The 26,832-nt window shown below is 73.4% G+C and carries 35 protein-coding genes, 1 other RNA gene and 1 pseudogene; 15 read left to right on the top strand and 22 right to left on the bottom strand.

All coding sequences use genetic code 11. The annotated features are described in order from the left end of the window. The 5 genes from ACRYM6_RS08110 to ACRYM6_RS08090 are packed head-to-tail and all read right to left on the bottom strand — an operon-like array spanning position 1 to position 4,411. Positions 1-456: an SRPBCC family protein gene (locus tag ACRYM6_RS08110; protein ID WP_432542346.1), complete on the bottom strand. Its 456-nt coding sequence runs from the start codon at positions 454-456 to the stop codon at positions 1-3. A gap of 9 nt (positions 457-465) precedes the next feature. Then, positions 466-2,280 (bottom strand): DEAD/DEAH box helicase, encoded by a 1,815-nt coding sequence (locus ACRYM6_RS08105; protein ID WP_432542345.1) that lies wholly within the window; start codon positions 2,278-2,280, stop codon positions 466-468. A 59-nt stretch (positions 2,281-2,339) separates the two neighbouring features. Continuing rightward, the gene (locus ACRYM6_RS08100) at positions 2,340-2,654 is read right to left on the bottom strand and encodes a DUF3039 domain-containing protein (RefSeq protein ID WP_432542344.1); all 315 of its coding nucleotides are present in this window, start codon (positions 2,652-2,654) and stop codon (positions 2,340-2,342) included. Between the two features lie 31 nt (positions 2,655-2,685). Continuing rightward, positions 2,686-3,267 carry a YqgE/AlgH family protein gene (locus ACRYM6_RS08095; RefSeq protein WP_432542343.1) on the bottom strand — a complete coding sequence of 194 codons (582 nt, stop codon included), beginning with the start codon at positions 3,265-3,267 and terminating at the stop codon, positions 2,686-2,688. Between the two features lie 7 nt (positions 3,268-3,274). Further along, positions 3,275-4,411 carry an NADH:flavin oxidoreductase/NADH oxidase gene (locus ACRYM6_RS08090; protein WP_432542342.1) on the bottom strand — a complete coding sequence of 379 codons (1,137 nt, stop codon included), beginning with the start codon at positions 4,409-4,411 and terminating at the stop codon, positions 3,275-3,277. Between the two features lie 54 nt (positions 4,412-4,465). Between ACRYM6_RS08090 and ACRYM6_RS08085 the strand changes: the two genes are divergently transcribed. After that, positions 4,466-4,747, top strand: a complete 282-nt coding sequence (locus ACRYM6_RS08085) for a hypothetical protein (protein ID WP_432542341.1) — start codon at positions 4,466-4,468, stop codon at positions 4,745-4,747. Between the two features lie 11 nt (positions 4,748-4,758). Here ACRYM6_RS08085 and ACRYM6_RS08080 read toward each other — a convergent pair whose 3' ends face one another. The 17 genes and pseudogenes from ACRYM6_RS08080 to ACRYM6_RS08000 all read right to left on the bottom strand — a co-directional run. Next, positions 4,759-5,616, bottom strand: coding sequence for a GGDEF domain-containing protein (locus tag ACRYM6_RS08080; RefSeq protein ID WP_432542340.1), 858 nt, complete (start codon positions 5,614-5,616; stop codon positions 4,759-4,761). 138 nt (positions 5,617-5,754) lie between these two features. After that, the gene (locus ACRYM6_RS08075; protein ID WP_432542339.1) at positions 5,755-7,101 is read right to left on the bottom strand and encodes an ABC transporter permease family protein; all 1,347 of its coding nucleotides are present in this window, start codon (positions 7,099-7,101) and stop codon (positions 5,755-5,757) included. Beyond that, the gene (locus ACRYM6_RS08070) at positions 7,098-7,784 is read right to left on the bottom strand and encodes an ABC transporter ATP-binding protein (RefSeq protein ID WP_432542338.1); all 687 of its coding nucleotides are present in this window, start codon (positions 7,782-7,784) and stop codon (positions 7,098-7,100) included. Before ACRYM6_RS08070 ends, ACRYM6_RS08075 begins: the two co-directional genes overlap by 4 nt. 149 nt (positions 7,785-7,933) lie before the next feature. Beyond that, positions 7,934-8,299, bottom strand: a transfer-messenger RNA (tmRNA) gene (ssrA, locus tag ACRYM6_RS08065). A 78-nt stretch (positions 8,300-8,377) separates the two neighbouring features. Next, on the bottom strand, positions 8,378-10,069 hold the full coding sequence (locus ACRYM6_RS08060) for a DUF2207 domain-containing protein (RefSeq protein ID WP_432542337.1): 1,692 nt from the start codon (positions 10,067-10,069) through the stop codon (positions 8,378-8,380). Positions 10,070-10,117: 48 nt separating this feature from the next. Then, the gene (smpB, locus tag ACRYM6_RS08055; protein WP_432542336.1) at positions 10,118-10,588 is read right to left on the bottom strand and encodes an SsrA-binding protein SmpB; all 471 of its coding nucleotides are present in this window, start codon (positions 10,586-10,588) and stop codon (positions 10,118-10,120) included. Between the two features lie 71 nt (positions 10,589-10,659). After that, positions 10,660-11,565: a permease-like cell division protein FtsX gene (gene ftsX / locus ACRYM6_RS08050; RefSeq protein WP_432542335.1), complete on the bottom strand. Its 906-nt coding sequence runs from the start codon at positions 11,563-11,565 to the stop codon at positions 10,660-10,662. Then, positions 11,565-12,254, bottom strand: a complete 690-nt coding sequence (ftsE, locus tag ACRYM6_RS08045) for a cell division ATP-binding protein FtsE (RefSeq protein WP_432542334.1) — start codon at positions 12,252-12,254, stop codon at positions 11,565-11,567. The genes ftsX and ftsE overlap by 1 nt, the downstream gene beginning before the upstream one ends. 49 nt (positions 12,255-12,303) lie before the next feature. After that, a complete protein-coding gene (gene prfB, locus ACRYM6_RS08040) occupies positions 12,304-13,407 on the bottom strand; it encodes a peptide chain release factor 2 (RefSeq protein ID WP_432542333.1) in 1,104 nt (367 codons plus the stop codon). Between the two features lie 72 nt (positions 13,408-13,479). Then, positions 13,480-14,148 (bottom strand): SDR family NAD(P)-dependent oxidoreductase, encoded by a 669-nt coding sequence (locus tag ACRYM6_RS08035; protein WP_432542332.1) that lies wholly within the window; start codon positions 14,146-14,148, stop codon positions 13,480-13,482. Between the two features lie 18 nt (positions 14,149-14,166). Further along, complete coding sequence (locus ACRYM6_RS08030) at positions 14,167-14,607, bottom strand: pilus assembly protein TadG-related protein (RefSeq protein ID WP_432542331.1); 441 nt, start codon at positions 14,605-14,607, stop codon at positions 14,167-14,169. After that, positions 14,604-15,032 carry a pilus assembly protein gene (locus ACRYM6_RS08025; protein WP_432542330.1) on the bottom strand — a complete coding sequence of 143 codons (429 nt, stop codon included), beginning with the start codon at positions 15,030-15,032 and terminating at the stop codon, positions 14,604-14,606. The genes ACRYM6_RS08030 and ACRYM6_RS08025 overlap by 4 nt, the downstream gene beginning before the upstream one ends. Next, positions 15,029-15,406, bottom strand: a complete 378-nt coding sequence (locus ACRYM6_RS08020) for a TadE family protein (protein ID WP_432542329.1) — start codon at positions 15,404-15,406, stop codon at positions 15,029-15,031. Before ACRYM6_RS08020 ends, ACRYM6_RS08025 begins: the two co-directional genes overlap by 4 nt. A 32-nt stretch (positions 15,407-15,438) precedes the next feature. After that, complete coding sequence (locus ACRYM6_RS08015) at positions 15,439-15,633, bottom strand: hypothetical protein (RefSeq protein WP_432542418.1); 195 nt, start codon at positions 15,631-15,633, stop codon at positions 15,439-15,441. 106 nt (positions 15,634-15,739) lie between these two features. After that, positions 15,740-16,603, bottom strand: coding sequence for a type II secretion system F family protein (locus tag ACRYM6_RS08010; RefSeq protein ID WP_432542328.1), 864 nt, complete (start codon positions 16,601-16,603; stop codon positions 15,740-15,742). Further along, positions 16,600-17,451 carry a type II secretion system F family protein gene (locus ACRYM6_RS08005; protein ID WP_432542327.1) on the bottom strand — a complete coding sequence of 284 codons (852 nt, stop codon included), beginning with the start codon at positions 17,449-17,451 and terminating at the stop codon, positions 16,600-16,602. The genes ACRYM6_RS08010 and ACRYM6_RS08005 overlap by 4 nt, the downstream gene beginning before the upstream one ends. After that, positions 17,448-17,969, bottom strand: a pseudogene (locus ACRYM6_RS08000) (ATPase, T2SS/T4P/T4SS family); the annotation flags it as partial. The pseudogene ACRYM6_RS08000 and the gene ACRYM6_RS08005, both read right to left, overlap by 4 nt. Before the next feature lie 115 nt (positions 17,970-18,084). Here ACRYM6_RS08000 and ACRYM6_RS07995 point away from each other — a divergent pair. The 14 genes from ACRYM6_RS07995 (at position 18,085) to ACRYM6_RS07930 (ending at position 26,693) form a co-directional block, all read left to right on the top strand. After that, the gene (locus ACRYM6_RS07995; protein WP_432542326.1) at positions 18,085-18,591 is read left to right on the top strand and encodes a DUF6907 domain-containing protein; all 507 of its coding nucleotides are present in this window, start codon (positions 18,085-18,087) and stop codon (positions 18,589-18,591) included. Further along, the gene (locus ACRYM6_RS07990; protein ID WP_432542325.1) at positions 18,588-18,812 is read left to right on the top strand and encodes a hypothetical protein; all 225 of its coding nucleotides are present in this window, start codon (positions 18,588-18,590) and stop codon (positions 18,810-18,812) included. The genes ACRYM6_RS07995 and ACRYM6_RS07990 overlap by 4 nt, the downstream gene beginning before the upstream one ends. Positions 18,813-19,181: 369 nt before the next feature. Next, complete coding sequence (locus ACRYM6_RS07985) at positions 19,182-19,421, top strand: hypothetical protein (RefSeq protein ID WP_432542324.1); 240 nt, start codon at positions 19,182-19,184, stop codon at positions 19,419-19,421. A 523-nt stretch (positions 19,422-19,944) separates the two neighbouring features. After that, entirely contained in the window at positions 19,945-20,127 is a 183-nt protein-coding gene (locus ACRYM6_RS07980) for a hypothetical protein (protein ID WP_432542323.1), read from the top strand. Then, positions 20,127-20,477, top strand: coding sequence for a hypothetical protein (locus ACRYM6_RS07975; protein ID WP_432542322.1), 351 nt, complete (start codon positions 20,127-20,129; stop codon positions 20,475-20,477). Before ACRYM6_RS07980 ends, ACRYM6_RS07975 begins: the two co-directional genes overlap by 1 nt. After that, on the top strand, positions 20,474-21,763 hold the full coding sequence (locus ACRYM6_RS07970; protein ID WP_432542321.1) for a DUF3631 domain-containing protein: 1,290 nt from the start codon (positions 20,474-20,476) through the stop codon (positions 21,761-21,763). Before ACRYM6_RS07975 ends, ACRYM6_RS07970 begins: the two co-directional genes overlap by 4 nt. Continuing rightward, positions 21,760-22,023: a WhiB family transcriptional regulator gene (locus ACRYM6_RS07965; protein ID WP_432542320.1), complete on the top strand. Its 264-nt coding sequence runs from the start codon at positions 21,760-21,762 to the stop codon at positions 22,021-22,023. The genes ACRYM6_RS07970 and ACRYM6_RS07965 overlap by 4 nt, the downstream gene beginning before the upstream one ends. After that, positions 22,020-22,427: a helix-turn-helix domain-containing protein gene (locus ACRYM6_RS07960; RefSeq protein WP_432542319.1), complete on the top strand. Its 408-nt coding sequence runs from the start codon at positions 22,020-22,022 to the stop codon at positions 22,425-22,427. Before ACRYM6_RS07965 ends, ACRYM6_RS07960 begins: the two co-directional genes overlap by 4 nt. Positions 22,428-22,441: 14 nt before the next feature. After that, complete coding sequence (locus ACRYM6_RS07955) at positions 22,442-23,071, top strand: hypothetical protein (protein ID WP_432542318.1); 630 nt, start codon at positions 22,442-22,444, stop codon at positions 23,069-23,071. A gap of 160 nt (positions 23,072-23,231) precedes the next feature. Then, on the top strand, positions 23,232-23,522 hold the full coding sequence (locus ACRYM6_RS07950; protein WP_432542317.1) for an HNH endonuclease: 291 nt from the start codon (positions 23,232-23,234) through the stop codon (positions 23,520-23,522). A gap of 91 nt (positions 23,523-23,613) precedes the next feature. After that, positions 23,614-23,847, top strand: a complete 234-nt coding sequence (locus tag ACRYM6_RS07945) for a hypothetical protein (RefSeq protein WP_432542316.1) — start codon at positions 23,614-23,616, stop codon at positions 23,845-23,847. Next, positions 23,840-26,092 (top strand): tape measure protein, encoded by a 2,253-nt coding sequence (locus tag ACRYM6_RS07940; RefSeq protein ID WP_432542315.1) that lies wholly within the window; start codon positions 23,840-23,842, stop codon positions 26,090-26,092. The genes ACRYM6_RS07945 and ACRYM6_RS07940 overlap by 8 nt, the downstream gene beginning before the upstream one ends. Further along, a complete protein-coding gene (locus ACRYM6_RS07935; protein ID WP_432542314.1) occupies positions 26,089-26,376 on the top strand; it encodes a hypothetical protein in 288 nt (95 codons plus the stop codon). Before ACRYM6_RS07940 ends, ACRYM6_RS07935 begins: the two co-directional genes overlap by 4 nt. Further along, positions 26,373-26,693, top strand: a complete 321-nt coding sequence (locus tag ACRYM6_RS07930; RefSeq protein WP_432542313.1) for a hypothetical protein — start codon at positions 26,373-26,375, stop codon at positions 26,691-26,693. The genes ACRYM6_RS07935 and ACRYM6_RS07930 overlap by 4 nt, the downstream gene beginning before the upstream one ends. The last annotated feature ends 139 nt before the right edge of the window (positions 26,694-26,832 follow it).

Raw genomic sequence — 26,832 nt, 5'->3', positions numbered from 1 at the left:
TCAGCTGAAGCGGCGCACGATCTCGGAGTTGCGGTCGGCCAGCAGCTGGCGCAGCGTCCGCCGGACGAACAGCGCGTCGGCGACCCGGCCCAGGACCCCGTAGGGGGACCGCCACGACATCCGGTCGGTCATGATCGTCATCTGCGGGCCCTCGGGGACGTACGAGTGCTCGTGCCGGAACTGCGCGAACGCCCCGGCGGACATCTCGTCGACGAACCGGTGGGGCCGGTCCAGCTCGACGATGTGCGAGGTGTGGGTGACGGGGAACCCCAGGATCCGCAGCCGCCAGCGCACCTTCTCGCCGAGCTCGATGCGGCCCGTCGTCCGGCCCGCGCCCTCGACCGCGCGGACCCCGAACCGCTTGCCCGCGACCCGCTCGACGTCGAGGTCGAGCGACATGTCGAAGACCTCCTCCACGGGGGCGCGGACCATGGTCCGCTGGACGATCTCCGGCATCCCAGCAACCTAGACCATGGCCAGGAGGTGGTCCCGGCGGCGCCGCAGCACGTCCACCGACGCCGACGCCGACGGCGGGCCGGGGACGGCCGCGCGCAGCTTGGAGTACACCGAGGCGTGCGGCAGGGCGCGGCCGGCCGCGACCCGCCCGACGAGGGAGTGGATCTCCTTGCGCAGCAGCGCGGCCGTGTGCCAGGCCGCGTCCTCCTGCTCCGGTTCGGCCTCGCCGGTCGCGTCCTGGTCGGCGGGCTCGACCGGCCGGGCCGTGCGCTTGCGGATCTCGGCGTCGCGCTGGGACAGCAGCGCCGCGGTCTGCTCCGGCGACAGCAGCCCGGGCAGCCCGAGGAAGTCCTGCTCCTCGACGCTGACGGCCGGCAGCTGGCCGCCGGTGACGGCCTTGCCGCCGTGCAGGACGTGCGCGAACTCGGCCTGCGCCTCCAGCGCCTCGTACTCCTGCTTCTCCCCCGGCTCCCGCTCGGGCGCCGGCAGCAGGTCCAGCCCGCCCTCGTCGACCTCGTCGGAGGACACCGGCGCCGGCGGCGGGATGACGTGGTTGCGGTCGGTCTCCATCTCCGCGGCCAGCGCCAGCAGCGGGCGCACGGCGGGCAGGAACACCGTGGCCGACTCCCCCGGCGCCCGGGACCGCACGACGCGCCCGACGGCCTGGGCGAAGAACAGCGGGGTCCGGTACGACGTCATCCAGGCCAGGCACGCCGCGCGGGGCACGTCGACGCCCTCGGAGATCATGCGGACGCAGACGACGAACCGCTGGTCGCTCCCGGCGAACTCGGAGATCTTCTGCGACGCCTTGGGGTCGTCGGACAGGATCAGCGCGGGCTTCTCCCCCGTGACCCGCTGGACGATCTTGGCGTAGGCGCGGGCGTCGTCCTGGTCGGAGGCCAGCACGAGGCCGGCGGCGTCGTGCATGCCGTGCTCGCGCAGGTGGTTCAGCCGCTCGTCCATCGCGGCGATGACGTGCGGGACCCAGTCCCCGCGCGGGTCCAGCGCGGTCTTCCAGGCCAGCGACTCCACCGACTTCGTCGTGGCGTCGGACAGGGAGGCCGCGACCACCTCCCCGGCGGAGTTCCGCCACCGCGAGACGCCGGTGTAGGCGGCGAAGACGACGGGCCGGACGACGCCGTCGGCGAGGGCGTCCTTGTAGCCGTAGGTGTAGTCGGCGACGGACTTCAGGCCGCCCTCGGACTCCACCGAGTCGTCCTCGACGTAGGAGACGAACGGGATCCGCTCGTCGGCCTTGGTGCGGAACGGCGTCCCCGTCAGCGACAGCCGGCGGCGGGCGTCGCCGAAGGCCTCGAAGACCGCCTCGCCCCAGGACAGGCCGTCCCCGGCGTGGTGGATCTCGTCCATGACCACCAGGGACTTCTTCGCGGTGGCGCGGGCGCGGTGCAGCATCGGGTGCCCGGCGACCTGGGCGTACGTCGTGACGTAGCCCTTCATGTCCGGCCGGACGGGCCCGACGGCGTTGGTCATCGTGGGGTCCAGCTCGATCCCGGCGCGGTGGGCGGCCTCGGCCCACTGGGTGCGCAGGTGGTCGGTGGGCGCCACGACGACGACGCGGTCGACGCGCCGGGTGTCCAGCAACCGGCGGGCCAGCGCGAGGGCGAACGTCGTCTTCCCCGCGCCCGGGGTCGCGGTGACGAGGTAGTCGGCGGGTTCCTCCCGCCCGGGGTCGAAGTACCGCTCCAGCGCGGCGTTCTGCCACGCCCGCAGCGGCCGGGCCGCGGGGACGCCGGGAGCGTCGACCACGGGGCCGGGGGTGGTGTCGGCCAGGGCCAGCTGGGGTTCGTGTTCGGTCGTGCTCATGGGTCCGTCCACCGTAGACGACGACCGCGCGTGCTCCGGCGTGGCGACTCGCCGGGCGTTCAGCCCTTGCCGTCGCCCTTGCCGCCGCCGGACAGGCTCTCGTAGATCTCCTTGCAGGTCGGGCAGACCGGGAACCGCTTGGGGTCGCGGCCGGGGACCCACACCTTGCCGCAGAGCGCGATCACGGGGTCGCCCGACAGGGCCGACTCCATGATCTTCTCCTTCTTCACGTAGTGCGCGAAGCGCTCGTGGTCGCCGGGGGACGCCTCCTCCTGGACCTGCTCCTCGCGGTCCAGGACCGCCGTGCGCGAGGGGGCCGTGGGCGCCTGCGGCTGGGGCTGGGTGCGGAACGGGTCGTCGGTCGGCGAGCTCATGCGGCGATGGTACGACGGGCGCGCCGGGCGCCTAGTTCATCGAGACGTCGCTGGGGAAGCTCGCGACGAGGGCGAGGTCGCCGCCCTGGCGGCGCAGGACGTCGCCCCACAGGTCCTGCGGGGCGTCGCTGAAGGCGTCGCGGGCCTCGGCGGGCAGCACGAACCAGGCCCCCTCGGCGATCTCCCCCTCGAGCTGGGCCGCGCTCCAGCCCGCGTAGCCGGCGAAGATCCGCAGGCCCGACAGCTCCGCGACGATCGACTCCGGCGGGGTGTCGAGGTCGACCAGCCCCACCGACCCGAGCCCGACGGACCCGAAGACGCGCCGCACGCCCTGCGGGTCGGGCCGGTCCCCCGGGACGGCGACCAGGCCCAGGGCGGAGTCCAGCGCCACCGGCCCGCCCTGGAACAGCTTGCCGGGGGCGGTGGCGAACCGCTGCCAGCCGGGCAGCACCGCGGCGACGTCGACGTCCAGCGGGCGGTTGACGACGACCCCGAGGGCCCCGTCGTCGTCGTGGTTGAGCACCAGGACCACCGACCGGGCGAAGTTGGGGTCGCTCAGCGAGGGGGTCGCCAGCAGGAGACGACCGGTCAGGCTCGCGGTCTCGCTCGTCACCTCCTCATCATGACGCGCCGTCGACGCCCGGGCGAGGGAACGGGCGGGCCAGCGGCACCGGGTCGCGCGTGGCGCGCGCGTACTGCGCCGGCCACGGCACCTCCCGCGCCGCGTGCAGGGCGACGGCGGCGCGCTGCGGCCAGCGCGGGTCGGCCAGCAGCGGCCGGGCCAGCAGGACGGCGTCGGCCTCGCCGCTGACCAGGACCTGCTCGGCCTGGGCGGGTTCGAGGATGAGCCCGACGGCCGCGACGGGCACGCCCGCCTCGCGCCGGACGCGGCCCGCGTTCGGCACCTGGTAGCCGGGGCCGACGGGGATCTCCTGGCGCGGGTCGTTGCCCCCGGAGCTGGCGTCGACGAGGTCGGCGCCGTGGGCGGCGAGCTCGCGGGCCAGCGCGATCGACTGCTCCACGTCCCAGCCGCCCTCGACCCAGTCGGAGGTGCTGATCCGCACGAGGACCGGCTTGTCGGCCGGCCAGACGGCGCGGACGGCGTCGAGGACCTCCAGCAGCAGCCGGACGCGGTTCTCGAAGGAGCCGCCGTGGGCGTCGGTGCGCTGGTTGGACAGCGGCGAGAGGAACTGGTGCAGCAGGTAGCCGTGGGCGGCGTGCAGCTCGACGACGTCGAACCCGGCGGCGTCGGCGCGGCGGGCGGCCTCGGCGAAGGCGCGCACGACCGCGGCGATCCCCTCGGCGTCGAGCTCGCGCGGGACGGCGAGGTCGCCGTGCGGCAGCGCGCTGGGGCCGACGGTCTCCCAGCCGCCCTCGGCGGCCGGGACGGTCCCGGAGCGCTCGTCCCAGGGCCGGTGGGTGCTGGCCTTGCGGCCGGCGTGGGCGAGCTGGACGCCGGCGGCCGCGCCCTGGCCGTGCACGAAGTCGACGACCCGGGCCCAGGCGCGGGCCTGCTCGTCGTTCCACAGCCCGGCGTCGTACGGGCTGATCCGGCCCTCGGGCAGGACGGCGGCGGCCTCGGTGAGGACCAGCCCGGCGCCACCGACGGCGAGGCCGCCGAGGTGGACGAGGTGCCAGTCGTTCGGGACACCGGGGGCGGCGACGGGGTCGCAGGAGTACTGGCACATGGGCGAGACCCACACGCGGTTGGGCAGCGTGGTGCCGCGCAGGGTGATCGGGGTGAAGAGTCGACTCACCCCGGGGACGCTACCCCGTCGCCTTCTTGAGAACGATTCTCTACAGTGGGTGGGGTGAACACCTGGCTGCTGGTCCCCGCCGAGGAGGTCGGGCTGCTCGCGCGGCTGCGGCCCGCCGTCCGCGGCACCACCCACGGGGTGCTCGTCGCCCTCGACCGCACCCCGCCCGTGCCCGGCGCCCAGCTCGGGCTCGCGCACGACGGCGTCCTGCGCTGGTTCGGCGGCGGCCTCACCGCCGCCGAGGTCGCCGTCCTCGTCGAGCACGTCCGGCACGGGCGGTTCGCCGCGCTCGGCCCGGCGCTCGCCCACCGCCGGCTGGCGGCGTCACCGTCCTGACCGGACGGCCCTCAGGACCGGTGGCGGCGCTTGTCCTCGTACATGTGCCGGTCGGCGCGGGCCAGGACCTCCGCCGTCGACTCCGACAGGTCGTCGGCCACCAGCCCCACGCTGCACCGCACGGACACGCGCGACCCGTCGGGCAGGTCCACCAGGACCCCCGACACCGCCTCGCGCAGCCGCTGCTCCAGCGCCCGCGGGTCGACCTCGGCGGAGGTGTCCACCAGGACGATGAACTCGTCACCGCCGAAGCGGGCCACGGTGTCGCCCGCCCGCGAGACCCCCGCCAGCCGCTCCGCGATCCGCACCAGCGCCCGGTCCCCCACGAGGTGGCCGTGCTCGTCGTTCAGCTGCTTGAGGTCGTCGACGTCGCAGAACGCGACGAGCGGCGCGTCCCCGGACCGGCGGGCCCGGGACCGCGCCAGCTCCCAGCGGTCCTCCAGCAGCCCCCGGTTCGGCAGGCCCGTGAGGCGGTCGTGGGTGGCGCGGTGGGTGAGGTCGCGGGCCCGCTCGACGTGCTGGGTCACGTCCCAGCACGACAGGGTCAGCGCGTCCGCGCCCCGGCCCGCGGGGCCGATGAGCACCTCGACCGTGACGACGCCGCCGTCGCCGGACAGGAAGCGCCACTCGTGCGCGGTCCGGTCCCCGCCGGCACCGCGGTCCAGCGCGGCGAGCACGTCGGGCAGGTCGTCGGGGTGGACGAGCCCGGCCACCGGCCGCGGGGCCGTCGGCACCGCGAACAGGTCGGCCGCCGCCCGGTTGAGCCACGTCGCGCGCCACCCGGGAGCGCCGTCCCCGGTCGCGCGCTCGACCAGCACGGTCGCCAGCGGCGAGTCCTCCACGAGGCGCCGGTAGTCGGCGTCCTGCACTGCGTTTCCCCCCCGCCGTCCCGGCACGGTCGGCCGGTGTCACCAGACGGTACGAGGTGCGAGCACGACCTCCCCCCCGAGTTCCGGAATGTCGCTGACACGGCGGACACGTTGCGACACAGCGTGTCCGGGTGTGACTCAGCGAGACGGGATTCCGGTCGGGGTGGCCGTCGCGCACGCCTGCAGCAGCGGTCGGCTCGCCCGCGCCGCCAGCAGCACGAGCACCGCCGCGCCCACCGCGGCCCCGGCGAACCACAGCACCCCCACCGGCGCCGACTGCAGCAGGGCGATCACCGGCGAGACGATGAGCAGCGACAGCGCCGCCGCCCCGCCCATCGTCACCACCAGCGGGACCCACGTCTCCCGCGCCCGCGCCGCGTGCAGGACCGCGACGTCCGTCCCGGCCAGGTGCAGCATCCGGTACCGCGACCGGGAGTCCAGCACCCGCGACGCCTGCGTGACCCCCGTCGAGACGGCCGCCAGGACGGCGCAGATCACCAGCGTGACCGACGTGCCCGTCCCGATGTCCGTCATCAGCGCGTCCTGCGGCCCCTGCCGCATCCCCGGGGTCACGCTCAGGCAGCCCGCGACGAACGTCACCAGCGAGATGCCCCCCACGCTGCGCCACACCGACTTCGGGTCCTCCGTCATCCGCCGCGCCGCCAGCAGCGTCGGGACGGTGCGGGCCCGGGCGCCGAGCACCCGCCCCAGCACCGAGACGAACAGCGGCCCCACGAGGTTGAACACCGCGAACGCGCCCCCCAGCAGCCCCACCAGGACCAGCGCCGCGAAGGCCGCCCCCTGGCCGAACAGGACGCTGCTGGCGTTGAACGCGACCACGAAGCCCCCGCCGAGCAGCAGGACCGGCAGCACCCGGGCCCAGCTCAGGCCCTTCTGCGGCAGGCGCTGCGCCACCCCCAGCGGGGTGATCGCGACCCGCCGCAGGCTGACCGCCGACGACACCAGCGCCACCAGCAGCACCGAGAGCGCGACGGCCAGCACGGGCCCGGCCCCCAGCCGCAGCTCGGCCACGTCGAAGGTGCGGCCCTGGAAGCGCAGCTGCGCGACCAGCGGCAGCGCCGCCAGGTCCAGCACGATCCCGGCCACCGCCCCGGCCAGGGCCTGCGCCCCGGCGTCCAGGAGCGCGATCGCCCCGATCTGCCCGCTCGTGGCCCCCGCCAGCCGCAGCCGCGCCAGCCGCTCGTCGCGGCGCGCGACGGTCAGCCGGGCCGCCGCCGCCCCCAGGGTCGCCGTCGGCACCACCAGCAGCGCCACGGCGATCCACGACAGGAACCGGTACGTGCCCTCCTCGTCCCCGGCCCCCGGCGCCGCGGCCCGCGCGTCGAAGGCCTGCACCCCGCCGGCCACCGTGAGCACCACCCACGTCGTGACGGCGAACGCGGTGACGGCCAGGACCGTCGGGAGCCTGGTCTCGGCGTGGGTGTGCCGGGCCAGCGACCACCAGATCCGCGTCGTCGCGCTCACCGGGCCACCTCCACGGGGGCGGTGAACTCCGACACGACCCGGCCGTCGCGCATGGCCAGCGTCCGGTCGCACCAGCGCGCGACCCCCGCGTCGTGGGTGACGACCACGAGCGCCGCCCCGTTCTCCCGGGCCACCGACGTCAGCAGGTCCAGCACCTCCCGGCCGGTGGCCTGGTCCAGCGCCCCGGTGGGCTCGTCGGCGAAGACGACCTCGGGGCGCCCCACGAGGGCCCGCGCGATGGCGACGCGCTGCGCCTGCCCGCCCGACAGCTCCCCCGGGCGGCGCTCCATCCCGGCCAGGCCCAGGCGGCGCAGCAGCCCGCCCGCCCGCTCCACCGCGGCGGCGCGACCGAGCCCGCCGAGCATCAGGGGCAGCGCGGCGTTCTCCTCGGCGGGCAGCTCGGACAGGAGCTGACCGGACTGGAAGACGAAGCCGAAGCGGTCGCGGCGCAGCTTGGTCCGGGTGGCGTCGCCCATCGCGACGAGGTCGTCACCGGCGAGGGCGACCGTCCCGGAGGTGGGCCGGACGATCCCGGCCAGGACGTGCAGCAGGGTCGTCTTGCCGGAACCGGAGGGGCCCATGACGGCGACGGACTCACCGGCGCGCACGGTGACGTCGACGCCGTCGAGCGCGCGGGTCGATCCGTAGGTCATGACGAGGTCGCGGGCGTGGAGGAGGTCCATGTCCCGAGCGTCCCGCGCGGCCCGCCGGCCCCGCGTCGGAGCGGGGACGGAACCGCGGGCCCGGGGGTCCGCCCCCGGGCCTACGCCCGCGGGAGAGGGCCGGGGACGACGAAGGCCGCCCCGGTGGACCGGGACGGCCTGCGTCGTGGTGGTGGAGATGGCGGGAATCGAACCCGCGTCCGTCAGCGTGGTACCAGGGCTTCTCCGGGTGCATCCTGTTCAGCGGTCTGCTCGGCCCCGATGCTCATACAGGCATGTCATCGCCGGGCCCAGCCGCGTTGGTTGTCCCCCTCGCGTACGCGACCTCCGCGAGGGGTGAGCTCCCTAGTCGATGCCAGGACCCGGGGCGGGAGCGCACCCGGGCTGACAGAGTCGCGCTCGCTCAGGCGGCGAGGGCGAACTCGGTGCGCTTGGAATCGGCACCTATTGGTTTGCATGGATCGTTGACGAGATGACCATGCATCCTCGACCCGCTTCCCCTGGCTCGACGACCAACGTCGAAACCTGTCATCCCCGTGTTGAGTTGTGCGTCCAGCTTACCCTGCAACGCGGCCCCCGTCGTCCGCATTCCCGGGCCGGCCGCCGGCCGGGCCTCACCAGGAGCCGCCCCCGCCCCCGCCGGCGCCGCCCCCGGTGTACGTCGGGCCGCTCGAGGAGCCCGTCGACGAGGGCGGCGCGGCGCTGAGCGCGTCGGACGTGCTCGCCGAGAACCCGCCCATCGTCCCGGCGAACAGCGCGACGTTGAACGTCGAGCCGTCCACCGCCCGCCCCGAGTACCACGGCGGTGCGGGGACCGGGGCGTGCAGCGACCGGGCCCCCGCGGCCCACGCCCCCGTCGCGTCCAGCGCCACCGCGTACGGGACGAGCCGGGTGAAGCGCTCCGGGGCCGCCGACCGCGTCAGGGTCGTGGCGAACTCCCCCGCCCGGCCGCGGACGTGCGCGCCCGCGGCGGTCAGCGGGTCCGCCGTGACCAGCCCCACCACGGTCAGGACCAGCCCCACCACCGCGACGGCGACCCCCACGAGGGCCCAGGACGTCCACAGCGCGAGCAGGACCGTCGCGACCGCCCCGGCCAGCGCGACCAGCAGGCCCGCACCGGCGCGCCGCAGCGCGAGCCGCGCCGGGCGCGCGGAGAACAGCCCGCGGGCCACGGCGTCGTCCTCCAGCGCCTCCCGGGTCAGCTGCGTCCCCGTCCGGGCCGTGGTCCGCACCGTCGACAGGGACGTGCGGGAGCCGCCGGCGAACACCGTCGCCAGCAGCCGCTGCTCGGCCGGGCGCAGCGGGTCGCGCGCCTCGAGCCGGTGCAGGGACCAGTCGTCGCCGTCCCCGACCTCCTCGATGGACAGGTGCCCGCGCTGGGCGAGGTCGAGCAGGGTGGCGACGACGTCGACGTCGCGCGCGCCGCGGTGCACGACGGCCCCCACCACCCCCGGGGGCAGCTGCGTCACGTCGACCGGCGCGCCCGGCGCGGCCGGGTCGCGGCGCCGGCGCAGCCCCAGCATCGCCAGCGCCCCGGCGAGCAGGACGGCCGCCGACGCGCCCAGCGTCGCGGGGGTCGCGGCGAAGGCCCGCGCGGGGCTGAAGGTGTCGAGCAGGATCGGCGGGGCGGGGTCCAGCGCGCCCGCGGGCACGGTGGCCGAGACCGTCACCCCCTCCTCCTCGCCGAGGCCGGTCTCGACGAACGCGGTGGTGCCCGGGGCCGTCGCAGCGGCCGTCGTGCCGCAGGGGCGGGTGCTGCCCTCCCCGCCGGCGGTGCACCGGGCCTCCAGCAGCGGGGCGGGGGCGCTCAGCGACACCTCGACGCGGTCGATCGGCACCTGCCAGCCGGTGCCCACGGCGTCCCAGGCGATCCGGGCCGAGCCGTCGGGCCGGGCGTCGGCGACGGCCGGGACGGTGTACGTCAGCACGTACGTCTGCTCGCCCCGCACGTCCTCGGAGTCGGGGTCGCCGATCCGCACGTCGAGGAAGTCGCCGTCGGTCTCGGTCCCGACCTGCGTGGGGGCGCCGCTGGGGCTCTCGACCCGCAGGTCCCGCACGGGGTAGCTGCGGTCGTGCGTCCGGTCGTGGCGGGCGCGGACGGGGACGACCCGTTCCAGGCCGTGGTGCCCGTCGTCGCCGAAGTCGTAGACGATCTCCTCGCGCACCCGCAGCGAGCCGTCGCGCTCGACGGTCAGGCCGGCGGTGACGGAGACGACGCGTTCGCCGTCGGCGGCGGCGGCCGGGAGGGCCAGCGGGCCGACGAGGACGACGGCCGCGGCGAGGGAGCCGAGCAGGACGCTGCGCATGCCCCGATCACAGCCGGTGATCGGGGTGCGCGCATCAGCAGATCGTCGTCAGCGGTTCCGACGCTGGGACATGGCGCGCTCGGCCTCGCGCTTGTCCTGCTTCTCGCGCAGGGTGTGCCGCTTGTCGTAGTTCTTCTTCCCGCGGGCCAGGCCGATCTCGACCTTGACCCGGCCGTCGACGAAGTACAGCGCCAGCGGCACGATCGTCAGGCCCGACTCGCGGACCTTGCCGGCCCACCGGTCGATCTCGGCGCGGTGCAGCAGCAGCTTGCGCTTGCGCCGCGGCGTGTGGTTCGTCCAGGTGCCCTGGACGTACTCGGGGATGTGCACGCCCTCCAGCCACATCTCCCCGCGGTCGATGTGGGCGAACCCGTCCACGAGGGAGGCCCGGCCCATCCGCAGCGCCTTGACCTCGGTGCCCATGAGGCTGATGCCGGCCTCGTAGGTGTCATCGATGAAGTAGTCGTGGCGCGCCTTGCGGTTGCTGGCGATGTTCTTCCGCCCGGTTTCGCGCGGCACGTCGTCCCTCCTCGGGTGGTGGCTGAGCCTTCCAGTCTAGGTGCCGGGGACCGGCGCCCGCACGGCGGTTCTCAGACCCTCAGCCACCGGCGGAGGCTGAACAGGGAGGCGATGACCGCGAACACGACCCCGACGCCGACGATGATCGGCGCCGTCTGCGTCAGCACGTCCCCGGTGTCGATGAGCCGGGTCGTGAACCCGGGCCGGTTCTGCAGCCGGGACACCCCGAAGTTCACCATCGCCCACAGCGCGGTCGAGGCCAGCACCCCGCCCAGCAGGCTGGCGACGACGCCCTCGAGGACGAACGGCAGCTGGATCAGCGCGCGCGAGGCCCCCACGAGCCGCATGATCGTCGTCTCGCGGCGACGGCTGAACGCGGTGAGGCGGATCGTGGTGGAGACCAGCATCATCGAGCACAGCAGCATCAGCGCGGCCAGGCCGAGCGCGATGTTCGTGGCGACGTTCAGCACCGTGAACAGCGGCTGCAGGATGGCCTGCTGGTCGGGGACGTCCTCGACGCCGGGCGAGGAGAGGTAGTCGGCGCTGACGTCGAGGTACCCCTCGGGGTCGACGAGCCGGACCCGGAAGGACTCCGGCAGCTGGTCGGCGGTGATGTTGTCGGTGATGGAGGTGTTCGTCGTCTCCTTGAAGTTCTCGAACGCCTCCTGCTTGGACTCGTAGAACACCCGGTCCACGCGCGGGTCGGCCTGCAGCTGCGCCTGCAGGGCGGCGCGCTGGTCGTCGGTGACCGCCCCGGCGGGGCAGCGGTCCACCGGGGAGTCGTCCCCGCACAGGAAGATCGAGACCTGCACCCGGTCGTACCACTCCCCCTTGAGGATCCCCACCTGCTTCTGCACGAGCAGGCCGGTTCCGAAGAAGAACAACGACACCATGGTCACCAGGACCACCGCGATCGTCATCGTGAAGTTGCGCCGCAGCCCGGCGCCCATCTCGGACAGGACGAACCCGAGGCGCATCAGCGGCCCGATCCGTAGACGCCGCGGTCCTCGTCGCGCACGACGCGGCCGTCGCGCAGCTCGACGACCCGCTTGCGCATCTGGTCGACGATGTCGTCGTCGTGCGTGGCCATGAGAATGGTGGTCCCCGTGCGGTTGATGCGGTCGAGCAGCTTCATGATCCCGACGCTGGTCTCCGGGTCGAGGTTGCCGGTGGGCTCGTCGGCGAGCAGGATCGCGGGCCGGTTGACGAACGCGCGGGCGATCGCCACCCGCTGCTGCTCACCGCCGGACAGCTCGTGCGGGCGGCGCTTCTCCTTGCCGCCCAGCCCGACCAGCCCCAGGGTCTCCGGGACGGTCTGGGCGATGACGTGCCGGGGCTTGCCGAGGACCTGCAGCGCGAACGCGACGTTCTCGAAGACCGTCTTGTCGGCCAGCAGCCGGAAGTCCTGGAAGACCACGCCGATCTGGCGGCGCAGCTGCGGGACCTTCCAGGACCGCAGGCGCCCCACGTCGCGGCCGTTGACCTGGACCGACCCGCTGCTCGCCCTCTCCTCCTTCAGCACCAGCCGCAGGAAGGTCGACTTGCCCGACCCGGACGGCCCGACGAGGAAGACGAAGTCGCCCTTGTCGATCTGGAGGGTCACCTCGGCGAGCGCGGGGCGGTGCCCCTCGCCGTAGAGCTTGCTGACGTGCTCGAAGGTGATCATCACTCACACCCTAAGGTCTGTGGCTGAGCGTGAGCGCCCAGCCGGTCGGTCAGCCCTCGCGCTGCTTGCGCCACCGGATGCCCGCGTCGAGGAAGCTGTCGATCTCCCCGTCGAAGACGCCGTCGGTGTTGCCGACCTCGAAGTTCGTGCGCAGGTCCTTGACCATCTTGTAGGGCTGCAGGACGTAGGAACGCATCTGGTTCCCCCACGACCCGGAGTCCTCGCCCTTGAGCGCGTCGAGCTCGGCCTGCCGGTCCTGACGGGCCTTCTCCAGCAGCTTGGCCTGCAGGACGCGCATCGCGGCGGCCTTGTTCTGCAGCTGCGACTTCTCGTTCTGGCAGGTCACCACGATCCCGGTCGGCAGGTGGGTCAGGCGCACCGCGGAGTCGGTCGTGTTGACCGACTGCCCGCCCGGGCCCGAGGACCGGTACACGTCGACGCGGACGTCGTTCTCGGGGATCTCGATGTGGTCGGTCTCGGCCACCACGGGCAGCACCTCGACCCCGGCGAACGACGTCTGCCGGCGGCCCTGGTTGTCGAACGGCGAGATCCGCACCAGGCGGTGGGTGCCCTGCTCGACGCTGAGGGTGCCGTACGCGTAGGGCGCGGCGACCTTGAAGGTCGCGGACTTGATGCCGGCCTCCTCGGCGTAGGAGGTGTCGTAGACCTCGCTCTTGTACCCGCGGCGCTCGGCCCAGCGCAGGTACATCCGCATGAGCATCTGCGCGAAGTCGGCCGCGTCGACGCCCCCGGCCTCGGCGCGGATCGTGACCAGCGCCTCGCGCGGGTCGTACTCCCCCGACAGCAGGGTGCGGACCTCCAGCTCGGCCAGGGCCTTGCGGATCCCGGTGAGCTCCTCCTCGGCCTCGGCCAGGGAGTCGGCGTCGCCCTCGGACTCGGCGAGCTCCACGAGCACCTCGAGGTCGTCGATGCGCCCGCCCATCTTCTCGATGCGCTCCAGCTCGGCCTGCACGTACGACAGGCGGCTCGTCACGCCCTGCGCGCTCTCGGGGTCGTCCCACAGGTCCGGCGCGGCGGCCTGGTCGTTGAGGTCGGCCAGTTCCGTGCGCAGCCCCTCCAGGTCCGACACCTCCCGGATCGACGCGTACGTCGTGCGGAGGGCGGAGATCTCGGCGGGGAAGTCGGTGGCCACGACCGACGAGTCTACGTCCGTGACCGGGCCGGCGGGTCGGGCGGCTGCGCGGGCCGGGGTCCGGGCGGCGGTTCAGGCCGGGCGGGTGAAGGCCGCCGCGCCCAGCTCCCGCTCCCCGCCGGTCACCGCCCGCAGCACCCGGTCGGCCACCTCCTGCGGCGCCAGCCCCGCCGGCAGCCGCGGCGCCGTCCCGGCCACCGGCCGCGTCGCCAGTCCCGTCTCGGTGTGCGGGGGCCGCACGTCCAGGACCCGGAACCGCTCCTCGCGGGCCAGGGCCCGCACGAACGCCGACAGCGCCGCCTTCGCCGCCGAGTAGGCCGCCATCCCCGGCTGCGGCCGCTCGGCCACCACGGCGCTGACCACCACCGCGAACGGGTCCCGCCCGGCCCGCAGGTGCGGCACCGCGGCCCGCAGCAACCGGATCGGGCCGATCGCGTCGGCCAGGAACAGCTCGTCGAGCAGGTCGTCGTCGGCCTCGGTCGCCGGCCCGAAGGCCACCACCCCCGCCGCGTGGACCAGGCCGTCCAGACCACCCAGGTGCGCGACCGCCTCCTCCACGAGCCGCTCCGGCTCCCCCGGCAGGCGCAGGTCCGCGGCGACCGCCCGGGTGCCGGGCACCTCCCGCGGCGCGCGGCTGCTGACGACGACCCGCGCCCCGGCGCGCAGCAGCCCCTCGACCAGGGGCGTGCCCAGCCCACCGCCCGCGCCCGTCACCAGCACCCTGGCCCCTTCGAGGTTCACGCCGTCACGCTGGCACGGTCACCGCAGGTCGGCGACCGCGGACGAGCGGGCCACCACCTGCACCCGCGCGAACCGGGCCGGCACGAACGCCGTGAACGGCGGGGCGGTGACCAGCACCAGCTCCACCCGCGCCGTGCGCCCGTCCGCCGTCCCCGTCCCCGCGCCCACCACGACCCCCGCCAGGTCGGCGTGCGCGCGCAGGTGGTCACGGGCGCTCGCGCGGACGGAGGCGTCGGTCAGCAGGACGTCGCCGTGCGCGTAGTAGCGGTCCTCGTCCAGGGCGTCGGCGGCGTCGCGGGCGCAGGCGTCGGCCAGGGCGTACAGCCGCTTGCGCTGCAGGTGCACCGCGGAGGCCGACACCACGACGAGGACGAGGACGACCGCCAGCAGCCCGAAGGCGAGGGACAGCAGCGCGATGCGGCCCTCGTCGCCCCCGGCGCGGTCCCCCGGCCCGCTCACGGGGCGAACCGGTCGACGACGGCGACGCGGCGCACGCTGACCGGCACCTCCAGCGGCACGACGCCGCCGAGGAACGCCGGCACCAGCGGCAGGGCGACGTCGACCCGGACGGTCGCGGCCACCTCGCCCTCGGGGGTGCGGCACGGGTCGGCCGAGCAGCGGACCTGCAGGTCCGCCGCGGTCGGCGGCAGGCCCTGGTCGGTGACGGCGAGCGCGACGGCCTCCCGCACCCCGCCGTCGGCGGCGCCGGTGGCGACGAGCCGGGCGGCCTGCCCGGCCCCCGACTCCGCGGCGAAGGTCGCCGCCTGGACGCGGCCGAGGGTGAGGACGAGGTAGGCGACGGGGACGAGCAGCAGGACCCCGACGGCGAGGAACTCGACGGCGGCGCTGCCCTCGTCGCCCCGCGCGCCGGCCCCACCGGTCACGACGCCTCCACCAGCGCGTGCCCGCGGACGGCGAGGGCGCGCGGGCCCAGGAACCCCAGCACCGGCAGCGGGGCCACCACCTCCACCTCCACGGCGGGACGGCCCGCGATCCGCGTGCGGCGCGCGGTCACCTCCCGCGCGAACCGGGGCGAGAGGGAACCGCTCAGCAGGTCCCGGGTGCGGGCGGCGCCGTCGGCGGTGGAGTGCCCGCGCAGCGCCGCGAACCGGGCGCCCTCCCCCGCGCAGTCCGCGGCCGTCGCCCGCACGTGCTGCACGACGGCGAGCTGGACGACCGCGGCGAAGAGCAGGCAGAGCAGACCGGCGACGGCGGCGAACTCCGCGACGGCCGACCCCTCGTCGCGCCGCGAGGTCACGCACGGGGTCACGCACGGGGTCACGCACGGGGTCACAACTGCCCGACGACCGCGTCCATGGCCGCGGTGAACAGGGCCGCGAGCCGGGGGCCGGCGACGGCCCACAGGCCGACGACCAGGCCGGCGGTCATGATGGTGACCAGGACCCAGCCGGGCACGTCGCCGCGGTCGTCGTCGGTCAGGGCGTCGGTCAGGGCGTCGGTCAGGGCGTCCAGGTGGTCCTTCAGGGCGTGCAGCACGGTCTTCTCCTGCGGGTTCGGGTTTCTCGGGTTCTCTGGGTTTCTCTGGGTTTCTGGGACTCGGGGTTCCCCGGGTCCGGGGTTCCCCGGGGTCTCAGCGCGCCAGGTCCAGCTGGGCCAGGCCGGGGTAGACGGCGAAGACCACGACGGTGGGCAGGATCCCGAAGACGACGGGAACCATCATCCGGACCTCCTGCCGCCCGCCGGTCTCCACCAGCCGCCGGTGCTCGGCGTCGCGCGCGTCGGCGACCTGGGCGCGCAGGACGTCGGCGAGCGGGCTGCCGGCCTCCACCGCGACGCAGATCGCGTCGACGAACCGGCTGAACGGCGGCACCTGCCAGCGACCGGCGAGGTCGGCCAGCGCGTCCAGCAGCGGCGTGCCGGTGCGGACGCGGCCCAGCGCCCCGCGCAGCCCGGCGCACAGCGGGCCGTGCCCGGCGGCGACCCGTTCGAGGGCGGCGGCGACGTTCTCCCCCGCCGCGACCGACAGCGCGAGCAGTTCGGCGACGGCGGGCAGGTCCGCGACGAGCTCGGCGCGGCGGCGGCGCACGGCGCGGGCCAGCAACTCGTCGCGGGCCAGGGCGCCACCGGCGGCCCCCACGACCATGGCCGCGACGACCGCCACCGGGTTCGCCTCCGCCCCGGCCCACACCGCGGCCAGCGCCGCCGTCGTCGCCGCGCAGGCCCACAGGACCTGCTGGGCGCGGTACCCGGGGAGGTCGACCGCCGTGTGCGGGGTCAGGACGGTGAGGCGTGCGGTCACGACGCGACCGGAACCCGGGCGGTCCCCCACCAGGGCCACCAGGCCCCGCAGCAGGTCCCGCGACCGGGTGCGCCGCGGCGCGAGGTAGGGCACGACCCGCGCGGCCAGGGACGGTTCGCGGCGCCACGGGACACCGGCCACCACCAGGGCCGCGCCGAGGCCGGCGAGCAACCCCGCCCACACCCCGGCGTTCACGACAGCACCCGCCGCGGTTCGGGCAACCGCCCCAGCCGCAGCATCACCCGGTAGGAACCGGCCGACACCGCCGCCCCGACGGCCAGGACCAGCGCGCCGGTGGTGTCGCCGTACGCGGCGAGGGTCCCGGGCCGGGTGGCCAGCAGCCCCAGCACGATCCACGGCGCGGCGACGGCCAGCCGCGCGGCCGAGACCGTCCAGCTCTGCCGGGCCCGCAGTTCCCCGCGGGTCCGGACGTCCTCGCGCAGGTACCCCGACAACGTCCGCAACGTCGCGCCGAGGTCGCTGCCGCCGACCTGGCGGGTCATCCGCAGGGTCGCCGCGAGGCGGTCGAACACGGGATCGGCCAATTCGGCGCGGAGCCGGTCGAGCTCGGTCTCGAACGCCCCGCTGGCGCGGTGCGCGGCGGCGAACCGGGCGAACGCGGGACGGAACCGCTCCGGGCCGCGCACCGCGAGGGAACACACCGCGTCCGGCAGCGCGGCCCCGGCGCGGACCGCGGCGGCGAGCGCGTCGACTGCGTCGGGCCACTGCGCGGCGGCGTCCTGGCGCCGGCGCGCGACGCGCCCGCGGGCCAGTTCCACCGGCGCCCACGCCGCGGCGCAGGCCGCACCCAGCCCCAGGACGGGCAACCCGGTCAGCGCCGCGACCACGAACCCCGCGACCAGCCCGGCGAGGACGAGGGCGGCCACGAACACCGGCGACGGCACGTCGGCCCAGCCCGCGGCGTCGAGCAGGGTCCGCAGCCGCCGCCGGGGACGGCGGGTCCGGGCCGGGCGTCCCCAGCAGGACCACCACAGGCAGAAACCCCCCACCCCGACCAGCGCGCCGACCGCGACGCCGGTCACCGCGCCCCGCCGAGGAGTTCGGCGAGGTCGAAACCCACGCGGGCGAAACGTTCCCGGTGCGGCGGCCAGCCCGAACCGCGCACCAGCCGCCCGTCGCGGGTCCCGAACACCTCCGCGGTCTCCACGACCCCGCCCTCGCTGCGGCCGGTGACCGCGACGACCTCGCGCACCCGGCGGCGGCCGCCGGTGTCGAGCTCGGCGTGCACGACGAGGTCGAGGCTGGAGGCCACGGCCGGGACGACGAAACCGCTGGTGACGTTCTCCCCGGCCAGCAGCGGCAGCGTGCACATCTTCGCGACCGCGTCGGCCGCGGAGTTCGCGTGGACGGTCGCGGCGCCGGGCAGGCCGGAGTTCAGCGCGATGAGCAGGTCCAGGCTCTCGGCCTGCCGCACCTCGCCGACCACGAGGCGGTCGGGCCGCATCCGCAGCGCCTCCTTCACCAGGCGCCGCAACGGGATCTCCCCGCGCCCCTCCAGGTTCGGCTGACGGCACTGCATGGCGACGACGTCGCGGTTGTGCAGCTGGAGCCCGAACGAGGGATACCACGGTATGTCGCAAGACGGCCCCCGCCGGTGGTGGAACACCGACGAGGGCCTTGATCCCACCCCTGCAGCAACAGGAACAGGACCCGACATGAATACTCGCACGCCCGCCACCGCTCCCGAAGGCACCGGGCTCCGTCCGGAGCAGTGCCAGCACGACGACACCGCGGAGTGGCGTCGCGGCTACAAGGACGCCATCGCCGACCTGCGCGGCCTCGGCATTGAGATCCCGTCCTTCCTCCCGCCCAGCGCCGCCGCCTCGGGCACCTGCCCGACCTGGTGCACCGTCGACCACAGCCCGCACGGCCTGAACTCGGACATGACGGTCCACTCCGTGACGCTGCTCAACCAGACCGACGCCCGCTTCCACGACGACTACCGCCTCGTGCAGGTCTGGTGGCATCAGTCGGATGAACGCGGCGGCATCCACTGCCGCCCGCACGTCTTCCTCGACCTCGACGTCATCGAGGCGGAAATGACCGCCAAGGAGGCGCGGGCGTTCGCGGCGACGCTGACCCGGGCCCGCAAGCAGCCGGAGATGGTGACCGCCTTGGAGGCCGCCGCCAGCATCGTCGAGTCCGCTGGTCGTGCCCGATGAGCGCCGTTGAGGCACCGGTTGCCGCACGCGCGGCAGAAGCTGCCGTCGCCCACCGGTCCCGCTGGGCGACCTTCGCCCTCGTCTGCGCCGTCGTGGGTGCCCTGGTGGGGCTGTGGATGCTGCAGCAGGCCGTCACCATGAGAACGGCGTGGGCGCCGGCGGCGCTGCTGGTCGTGGTGAACGCCTGGATCGGCTACCTCGGGTGGCGTTGGCGCCGGTAGGGCTGGACGCGCTGCGGCAACGACTGCCCCAATGAGGCAGTCGTTGCCGCACACGACACGCCCGGCTGCGCGACACGCCCGACGACTTCCGGTCGTTTTTGTTGCCACGAGCTGCACCGAATGGCACTGAACTCGACCGTTCTCAACGCTTAGGGCACACCGGCGCACGCCAGCGCACACATCCGCACCCCCGAAACCCCTGTTGCACAAAGCGACGCCTCCAAGGACGGGACGAGCAGGAATCGCATTGATTGACGGGAGTGATTCGACCCCGGAACCATCTTGTGCCGGCTTTTGACACGACCCGCCTGTGCTCGAATAGACATGTCGTACCGAAACCCCCCTGGTGGGGGCAGACAGGAGAAAGCAGTGACCGAGATCCGATTCGCCGGCAAGCGATGCGCCGAGCTCCGCCGCGGAATGCGGATGCGCCGCGAGGAACTCGCCTACCGCATCAACCGCAGCAACTGGTCCGTCATCGAGTACGAACTCGAGCGCAAGCAGCCGCCGCTCGCCGTGGCCGCCACCATCGCCGACGTCATGGGCGTCCCCCTCGACGAGCTCCTCGTCCGCGACCGCGCGGCCACGGCCACCGAGGCCATCGCCTGATGAACCGCGACGCCTGGATCGCCCAGTTCGTCGCCCAGGCGCCCGAGCTCACCGATGAGCAGAGGGCCAAGCTCGCCGTCCTCACCCGGCCAGTCAGCCGGCGCAACGCTGCCTGACGACCGCACGACGCACCGCTCGACGGTCCGGTTCTTGCGTAACTCCACAGTGAAGACGGTGCGATACGCCACCCGCAACACATGACCTCGGGTAGAGGTGGCGACACCAACGGCGAGCCCACAAAACGCCCCAGGTCAGGGGAAGAGGCGCCAGGAACGGCACCGCTAGCGAACTACCCAAGGCCGGCCACCACACCGACCTGCCCCCCGAACTTGCAAGACAGTCCCCCCGGAACCCCCAGTGTCCATCCCTGGACCCGCGGGCCATCGCAGAAGCGGAAACCGCCATGCCTCACAAACACCGAACGGCGCCCCCCGCCAGGAGCGCCGCCCGAACCACCACGAACCCCACCACCGAAGTTCCCCTCCAGAGTAAGGGGTTAGACCACGCCGCCGCCATGCAGCGCGTGGATGGATCCCTCGTCGTCTACGTCACCGTCTCTGAGACTGCCACCGGCCGCATCAGCCGCCGCGTGTTCCTCAGCCTCGACGCAGCCGAGAACGCCGTCCTCCGAGCCTGGGACCGCGGACACCCCGCCGAGGTCGTCATCGGCACCCTGACCGCCCTCAGTGTAGGAGGCGATCTTTAGTGATCGAACTGGAGCGCGTTCCCATCGACAAGCTCTCCTGGTGGCTGGCCGGCGAGGAGCACGGCTACCTTGCCGGCGCGCGAGTCGCCGAGGACGAGTTCTTCGCACCCATCGAGCAGGCCGCACGCGACAGCGTCCGTCGCTACGCCACCAACCCCCCGCGCGACGAGCTCGAAGAACTGCGCGGAAACCCCGACCACGCCCAGGCCATCCGCGAATACTGGGAACTCACCGGACTCCGCATCCGCCAGCCGCAACCCACGCCTCTCACCATGCGCGACCGGGAAGCACTCATCCAACGGTGCCGAGCCAGCTGGGGACTGCCCACCGTAGAGGCGGTGGCCGCATGAACCGTAACGCTGTAGCGGATGTAACGGTCAAATCGGAGAGCGCAGGAGCGCAGCTCCTCAACGACGTCGACACCTTCCTCCGCCGCTTCGTCGCCTACCCCAGCGACCACGCACGACGAGCACACGTCCTTTGGGTAGCCCACGCGCACCTCATGGGCGCATGGGAATCCACCCCCCGCATCGGCTTCCTCTCCAAAGAGCCAGGCAGCGGAAAGACCCGCGCGCTGGAAGTCACCGAGCTTCTCGTCCCCCGCCCCATCCACGCAGTCAATGCCACCCCGGCGGCGCTATTTCGCAAGGTGTCAGACAAGGAAGGCGCCCCCACGATCCTGTACGACGAGATCGACACCGTCTTCGGCCCCAAGGCCAAGGACAACGAAGAGATCCGCGGCATGCTCAACGCCGGCCACCGCCAGGGGGCGACCTCCCTGCGCTGCGTCGTCAAGGGCAAGTCCGTCGAGGTCGAGGAGATGCCCGCCTACTGCGCGGTCGCTCTCTCCGGCCTGGGTGACCTCCCCGACACGATCATGACGAGGTCGGTGGTGGTGCGGATGCGCCGCCGCTCCCCCGACGAGCGCGTGGAGCCTTTCCGCTACCGCGTGCACGCCCCCGAGGGACACCACCTGCGGGACCGCCTCACCGACTGGGCACGGGCCGTAGAGCCTCAGGTGACCGACGCCTGGCCCGAGATGCCCGAGGGCATCCAAGACCGCGCAGCGGACGTCTGGGAGCCCCTGCTGGCTGTAGCGGATGCGGCCGGCGGCCACTGGCCCGTGGACGCCCGGGTTGCGGCCACCACGATGCACGGAGAGATGGGCGAGCGAGCCCAGACCATCGGCATCACCCTCCTCATCGACATCAAGGCCATCTTCGACCGCCTCGGCGAGCAGTCGATCTTCAGCGACGTCCTCCTCGACGAGCTGCATCACATCGAGCTGTCCGGCTGGGACGACTTCTTCGGCAAGCCCTTGGACTTCCGCACCCTGTCCAAGCACCTCAAGGGCTACGGCGTCAGCCCCACCGCCATCCGCAAGGGAGAGGACGTCCGACGCGGCTACAAGCGTGAAGCGCTGGTCGACGCCTGGTCCCGCTACCTCCCGGCGTCCTCCGATAAGTCCGCTACAAGCGCTACACCGCTACAGGCGCCCCCTCCCGCGCCCGTGCCCACGCCCCCGACGCTCGCCTTCGACGAGCACGACCAGTGGAAGCCCACCCCCGGCGTGTGGGCAGACGGCACCCCCATCCCGGAGGAGCCCCTCGAGTACGAGGAGTGGGGCGCCGCGTGATCCGCCCCGACGCCCTCCGAGCCTTCTGGACGCTCTCCAAGGCCCTCGACGACGTCGACGGTCGCGTCCCGTGCCGGGGTCGCACCGAGGACCTGTACGCCGACGACCACCGCGCACGCCGGCAAGCCGCGGCCCTCTGCGCCGACTGCCCCGTCCTCGCCCAGTGCGGCGCCTTCGCGGACGCCAACGGCGAGAGGTTCGGCATCTGGGCCGGCGTTGACCGCACCCCCACCCAACCCGCCCGGAGGAGGACCGCATGACCTACCGGCCTCCTGAGGCTTACGTCCATGGCGTCGGGGCCCCCGCTGTCATCGTCCCTGGCCGCGTCGCCGCCTGGCTCGAGCAGCACGCCGGCCTTCAGAGGATCCGCATCGACGTCCGCGGCGCCGACCCCGAGGTCGACGCCGTCCTCGCCGCCCTCCGCCTCGCGGCTCTCACCTGGCGCGGTACCGCCTGCGGAACGACTCAGGGGAACACCGAGGAACAAGCCCCACTGTCTGCAGACATGAGCACCAGCACCGCCGCCGCCCGCCTCGGCATCACCGAACGCGGCGTCCGCCTCGCCATCACCCGAGGCCGACTCACCGCCCACCAGGTCGACGGCCGCTGGCACATCACCCCCGAAAACCTCGCCCACTACCTCGCCGCCCGCGCGGCCGCCTGAAAGGACACCCGCTCATGGCCCGCACCCCGGAACAGATCAACGCCCGAGCCGCCACCCTCCGCGACAACTACTCCAAGACCATCGCCGCCATCGACAACGACACCAGCCTCTCCGACCTCGGCAAGCAGCAGCGCCTGGCCGAGACGTACCTCGACACCCGCAAGGAACTGACCGCACTCCGGCGAGAGCTCGAAGGCGAAGTCACCGCCAAGCGCAACAGCCTCGAGCAGCAGCTGTTCGGCCTCCCCGCCCCCTCCAGCGCGGACAGGATCCTCAGCTGGCGCGACGCCGAAGACCGAGCATCCACCCTCGACACCGTCGAGCACGCCGAAGCCCTCATGCAGCGCGCACTGCGAGGCTCCGACCGCATCCTCGCCAACGCCGTCGCCGGCAAGGCCTGGTCCATCGCCGGTGGCATCCAGACCGAAGCCGCACGCGAGTGGGGCATCCGAGTCCTCGACCCCTGGCTCGCCACCCGCCCCGAAGCCGAAGACCTCCTCCGCGACCTCCTCGACATCACCGACGTCAGCAACAGCACCAAGGTCGCCACCAACTTCGCGTTCAACATCGCCAAGCCGCGCCTCCTCGCCACCACCAGCGACGTCCAGCTCATGCAGCTCGCCGAAGGCGTCACCACCCCATGAACCACGGAGCGGGCGGTGGTCGACCTCCTAGGGCCGCCCGCTCCGTGCCCGTCCCGTCATCGCCTGTGGATTCGAAGCTCGGGGGGATACGAGACCGGACAGTCCGCGACTGTCCTGCTCGCACCCCAACGAGGCACCCCCCACGTCAGAGAGGAAGGACATGACCCGACCCAACGGCTCCACCCGTAGATGGCGGACGCTCCGAGCCAGCGTCCTACGCAGCAACCCGATGTGCGCCATCTGCTACCTGCGACCAGCGGACTGCGTGGACCACATCGTCCCGCTCAACCTCGGCGGTGCCCGCTATGAGCTGTCCAACCTGAGGCCCAGCTGCACTCCTTGCAACGCCGCGAGAGGCGACGGGACACGGACACGCAGCACCACCGTCAACGAGCCCCTCAGGACGAGCGAGGACTGGCTCAACCCGCTGCGGACGTCCAGACGGTGGTGAGGGGTGGGATAGGTGCCCTAGTGATCTTGAACGCGGACAGTCGCGGACTGTCCATTTTCTCTCCCCGCCATTTTTCACCGATGATCATGGAATGGAGGGCCTCCTCATGGCCCAGCTGAACCGCTCGCACCGCCGAGCGCAGCCCCGTCCGCCCAGCATCAACCTGCGCGCCGACCTGACCCCCCTGCCGCTGTGCTTGCAGTGCGACGCGCGGGCCGAGATCGAGGTGGACCCGGCCTCGGGTGGCCTGTCCAGGCAGGTCACGCACGAGTACGGCTGCCAGGAGTTCGCGGCTCTGGAGCGGAAGGAGGCTCGCCGTGGCTGAGGTGAACATCCGCATGGCTCTGCAGGGTCGGGAGAAGGTCCGCGACGACCTGCAGGGCACCGGCAAGGACCTCCAGGTGCTGTCGTCGAGGGCATCCCGAATGGGTGACGTACTTGGTGGGGCGCTGTCCAGGGTCGGTGGCATGGCGTCCGGGGTCATGAAGTCGGTGACGACGGCCTCGGTGGCGATCGGGGCTGCCGGCCTGGCGATGGGCGTGAAGACGGCCGCCGGGGTGGAGCAGTCGCAGATCGCGTTCACCACAATGCTGGGCAGCGCGCAGAAGGCGCAGTCCTTCCTGGGTGACCTGTCCAAGTTCGCGGCCAAGACGCCGTTCGACCTGCCGGGGCTGACACAGTCGGCGAGCTTCCTAGTGTCGGCCGGGATCGACGCCTCGAAGGTCATCCCGATCATGACGAGCCTGGGTAACGCCACGAGCGGCATGGGGACGGGCGCTGAGGGCATCCAGCGCGCCACCGTGGCCCTGCAGCAGATGAACGCCGCGGGCCGCATCACCGGCGAGGACCTCAACCAGCTGCGCGACGCCGGGGTGCCGGTCTTCGACCTGCTGTCGGCCGCGACGGGGAAGTCCGTCGAGCAGGTCGCGGCGCTGGCCCAGGCCGGGAAGCTCGGCCGGACGGAGCTGACGCAGCTGATGGATGCCCTGGTCACCGGGAAGGGCCTGGAGCGGTTCAACGGCCTGATGGACAAGCAGTCGCAGTCCCTGACCGGCCTGTGGTCCTCCTTCCAGGACACCGTCAACATGGGTCTGGCCGGGGCGGTGCAGCCGCTGATTCCGCTGCTGAAGGACGGCGTCACCTGGGCCACTCGGATGGCGACGAGTGCGATGCCGCCGCTGACGGCGGCCCTGGCGACCGCGGCCGGCGGGATCCGGCAGTTCATCGACGGCTTCCAGCAGACCGGGCCCGCGACGAACGGTGTCCGCCAGCTCGGGGACCAGGCCCGAGACGCCTTCAACGCCGTCTGGGGCTTCCTCTCCGGCATCGACTGGGCCGGGACCTGGGCCACCATCTCCACCGCCGTCAGTGGCGTCCGATCGGCGCTGAGCGGAATCGACTTCTCCGCCCTCGGGGGCGGGCTGAAGGCGTTCGGGTCGGAGATGACCAACGGCGGCGCCGGTGCGACGGTGCTGGCCGGGGGCGCTCAGATCTTGGGCGGTGCGCTGCAGTTCCTCGCCGACCACATGGACACCATCGTCAAGTACATGCCGGCCATCGCGGCCGGGTTCGCCGCGTGGAAGCTGATGCAGCAGGCGCAGATCCTCATCACCCTCGGTGGGATGCCGGTGCGGATCGCCGAGCTCGGGGTGATGGCCGCCCACGCCCGGGCCAACGCCGCCCTGGCCGCGCAGATGCGCATCGCCAACGGGGTCGCGCAGGTCGGCTACCTGACCCGGGTGAAGGACTTCGCCCTCAAGGTCAAGGACCTGGCCGTCATCACCGCCCTGGCTGTCCGGTACGCGGCCTGGCAGGTCGTCATCGCCACCGTGACCGCGGTGCAGTGGCTGTTCAACGCCGCCGCCACCGCCGGCGGGGTCGCCGTCCGCTTCCTCCTCGGCCCGGTCGGTCTAGTCATCACCGCCATCGGCCTGCTGGTTGGCGGGCTGATCCTGGCGTACAAGAAGTCGGACACGTTCCGCGGCATCGTCGACGGTCTGTGGGCGAAGCTGAAGGAAGGCGGAGCCTGGGTTCGGGACAACCTCGTCCCGATCTTAAAGACGGGTCTGGTGCTGGCCGTTGAGGGGCTGCGGACCGGGTTCAACAAGGTGAAGGACGCGATCGGCGGGTTCGTCGACAAGATCAAGTCGGCGTGGGACTGGGTGAAGAAGCTCGCCGACCGCATCTCCGACTCTGCCCTCGGGCAGGCCATCAGTGGCATCTCCGGCGCCGTCGGGTCCGTCTTCGGCGGCGGGCGAGCTTCCGGCGGCCCCGTCACCGCCGGCACGACGTACCTGGTCGGTGAGCGCGGTCCTGAGCTGTTCACCGCGGGCGCCTCGGGGTACGTCAGCGACCACCGGACGACGCTGGCGACGCTGGCGACGCTGCAGACCGCCACGGTCCAGCCGGCGCCGGTGTCGCTGGAGAAGGGGGACTACAGCTTCCGGGAGGAGGAGATGGAGGCGCTGAGGGGTCCGAGTCGGCCGCTGGAGATCCCTGTGATCCTCGACGGCCGGGAGATCGCCCGGGCTGTCTACCGCGACATGAACAACAGGATGGCGAGGGCATGAACCCTGCGATGGGCAGCTTCGAGCAGGTGGTGCTGGGCCGCAAGCCTGCGCCTCCGGTCCCGCGGGCGACGTCCGGGAACGTGACCCGCTCCGACTCCACCGGGGTGTGGGTCACGGCGCAGGGCGGGGACCAGAACCACCCTTCCGGGCCGTGCCGCGGTGCTGTCCGTCCGGTCCTAGCCCAGGGCGGGGCGACCACCTACGAGCCCCTGCCGATCGGCACCCGCGTCCTGTACGTGTCCGGCGACGACGGGCCGTGGGTCATCGCGTGGGAGGCGTCGTGAGCCGCCATGAGGGGCGGGAGCGGCGGGAGCGGCGGGACGTCGCTGACGAGGACTGCGCTCGCGCCGCGGAGCTCCTCGCCGACTACGGCCGCCTCGTCGGCCCGGCCGGCGGGCAGATGCCGCCCGTCGTCCGCGACACGGTGAACGCGGCCGTCGCCGAGGACCGCGCCGCCGAGCTCATCCTGGCGATGGCGCAGATCATCGACGGCACCTGGCCCGGCGTCCTCGCTCGCGACGACGTCCAGGCCACCCTGCGGCTCACCGCCATCAGCTGCCGCGAGCAGCTCGGACCGAACCTGGACACGCCGGCCGGATGAGGTCAGGCCAGCGGTTCTGACGAGAGCCCCCGCACCCCTTCACCAGGGTGCGGGGGCTCCTCTGCGTGTCAGATCACCAGCGGAAGCCGGCGTGTGCGGCTTCCACGCCCAGCACAACGATGGAGGAAGACAGAACGGT

This window comes from Kineococcus rugosus (genome assembly GCF_050871975.1).
Lineage (GTDB): Bacteria > Actinomycetota > Actinomycetes > Actinomycetales > Kineococcaceae > Kineococcus.
The sequence above is the reverse complement of the archived record's forward strand: the minus strand, read 5'-3'. Positions and strand labels throughout refer to the sequence as shown.

Excerpts from the sequence above, each read along its gene's own strand:
- ACRYM6_RS08110 (WP_432542346.1), bottom strand. The coding sequence starts at position 456 with ATGCCGGAGATCGTCCAGCGGACCATGGTCCGCGCCCCCGTGGAGGAG.
- ACRYM6_RS08105 (WP_432542345.1), bottom strand. The coding sequence starts at position 2,280 with ATGAGCACGACCGAACACGAACCCCAGCTGGCCCTGGCCGACACCACC.
- ACRYM6_RS08100 (WP_432542344.1), bottom strand. The coding sequence starts at position 2,654 with ATGAGCTCGCCGACCGACGACCCGTTCCGCACCCAGCCCCAGCCGCAG.
- ACRYM6_RS08070 (WP_432542338.1), bottom strand. The coding sequence starts at position 7,784 with ATGGACCTCCTCCACGCCCGCGACCTCGTCATGACCTACGGATCGACC.
- ACRYM6_RS08060 (WP_432542337.1), bottom strand. The coding sequence starts at position 10,069 with ATGCGCAGCGTCCTGCTCGGCTCCCTCGCCGCGGCCGTCGTCCTCGTC.
- ftsX (WP_432542335.1), bottom strand. The coding sequence starts at position 11,565 with ATGCGCCTCGGGTTCGTCCTGTCCGAGATGGGCGCCGGGCTGCGGCGC.
- ftsE (WP_432542334.1), bottom strand. The coding sequence starts at position 12,254 with ATGATCACCTTCGAGCACGTCAGCAAGCTCTACGGCGAGGGGCACCGC.
- ACRYM6_RS07995 (WP_432542326.1), top strand. The coding sequence starts at position 18,085 with ATGAATACTCGCACGCCCGCCACCGCTCCCGAAGGCACCGGGCTCCGT.
- ACRYM6_RS07990 (WP_432542325.1), top strand. The coding sequence starts at position 18,588 with ATGAGCGCCGTTGAGGCACCGGTTGCCGCACGCGCGGCAGAAGCTGCC.
- ACRYM6_RS07970 (WP_432542321.1), top strand. The coding sequence starts at position 20,474 with ATGAACCGTAACGCTGTAGCGGATGTAACGGTCAAATCGGAGAGCGCA.
- ACRYM6_RS07960 (WP_432542319.1), top strand. The coding sequence starts at position 22,020 with ATGACCTACCGGCCTCCTGAGGCTTACGTCCATGGCGTCGGGGCCCCC.
- ACRYM6_RS07955 (WP_432542318.1), top strand. The coding sequence starts at position 22,442 with ATGGCCCGCACCCCGGAACAGATCAACGCCCGAGCCGCCACCCTCCGC.
- ACRYM6_RS07950 (WP_432542317.1), top strand. The coding sequence starts at position 23,232 with ATGACCCGACCCAACGGCTCCACCCGTAGATGGCGGACGCTCCGAGCC.
- ACRYM6_RS07945 (WP_432542316.1), top strand. The coding sequence starts at position 23,614 with ATGGAGGGCCTCCTCATGGCCCAGCTGAACCGCTCGCACCGCCGAGCG.
- ACRYM6_RS07935 (WP_432542314.1), top strand. The coding sequence starts at position 26,089 with ATGAACCCTGCGATGGGCAGCTTCGAGCAGGTGGTGCTGGGCCGCAAG.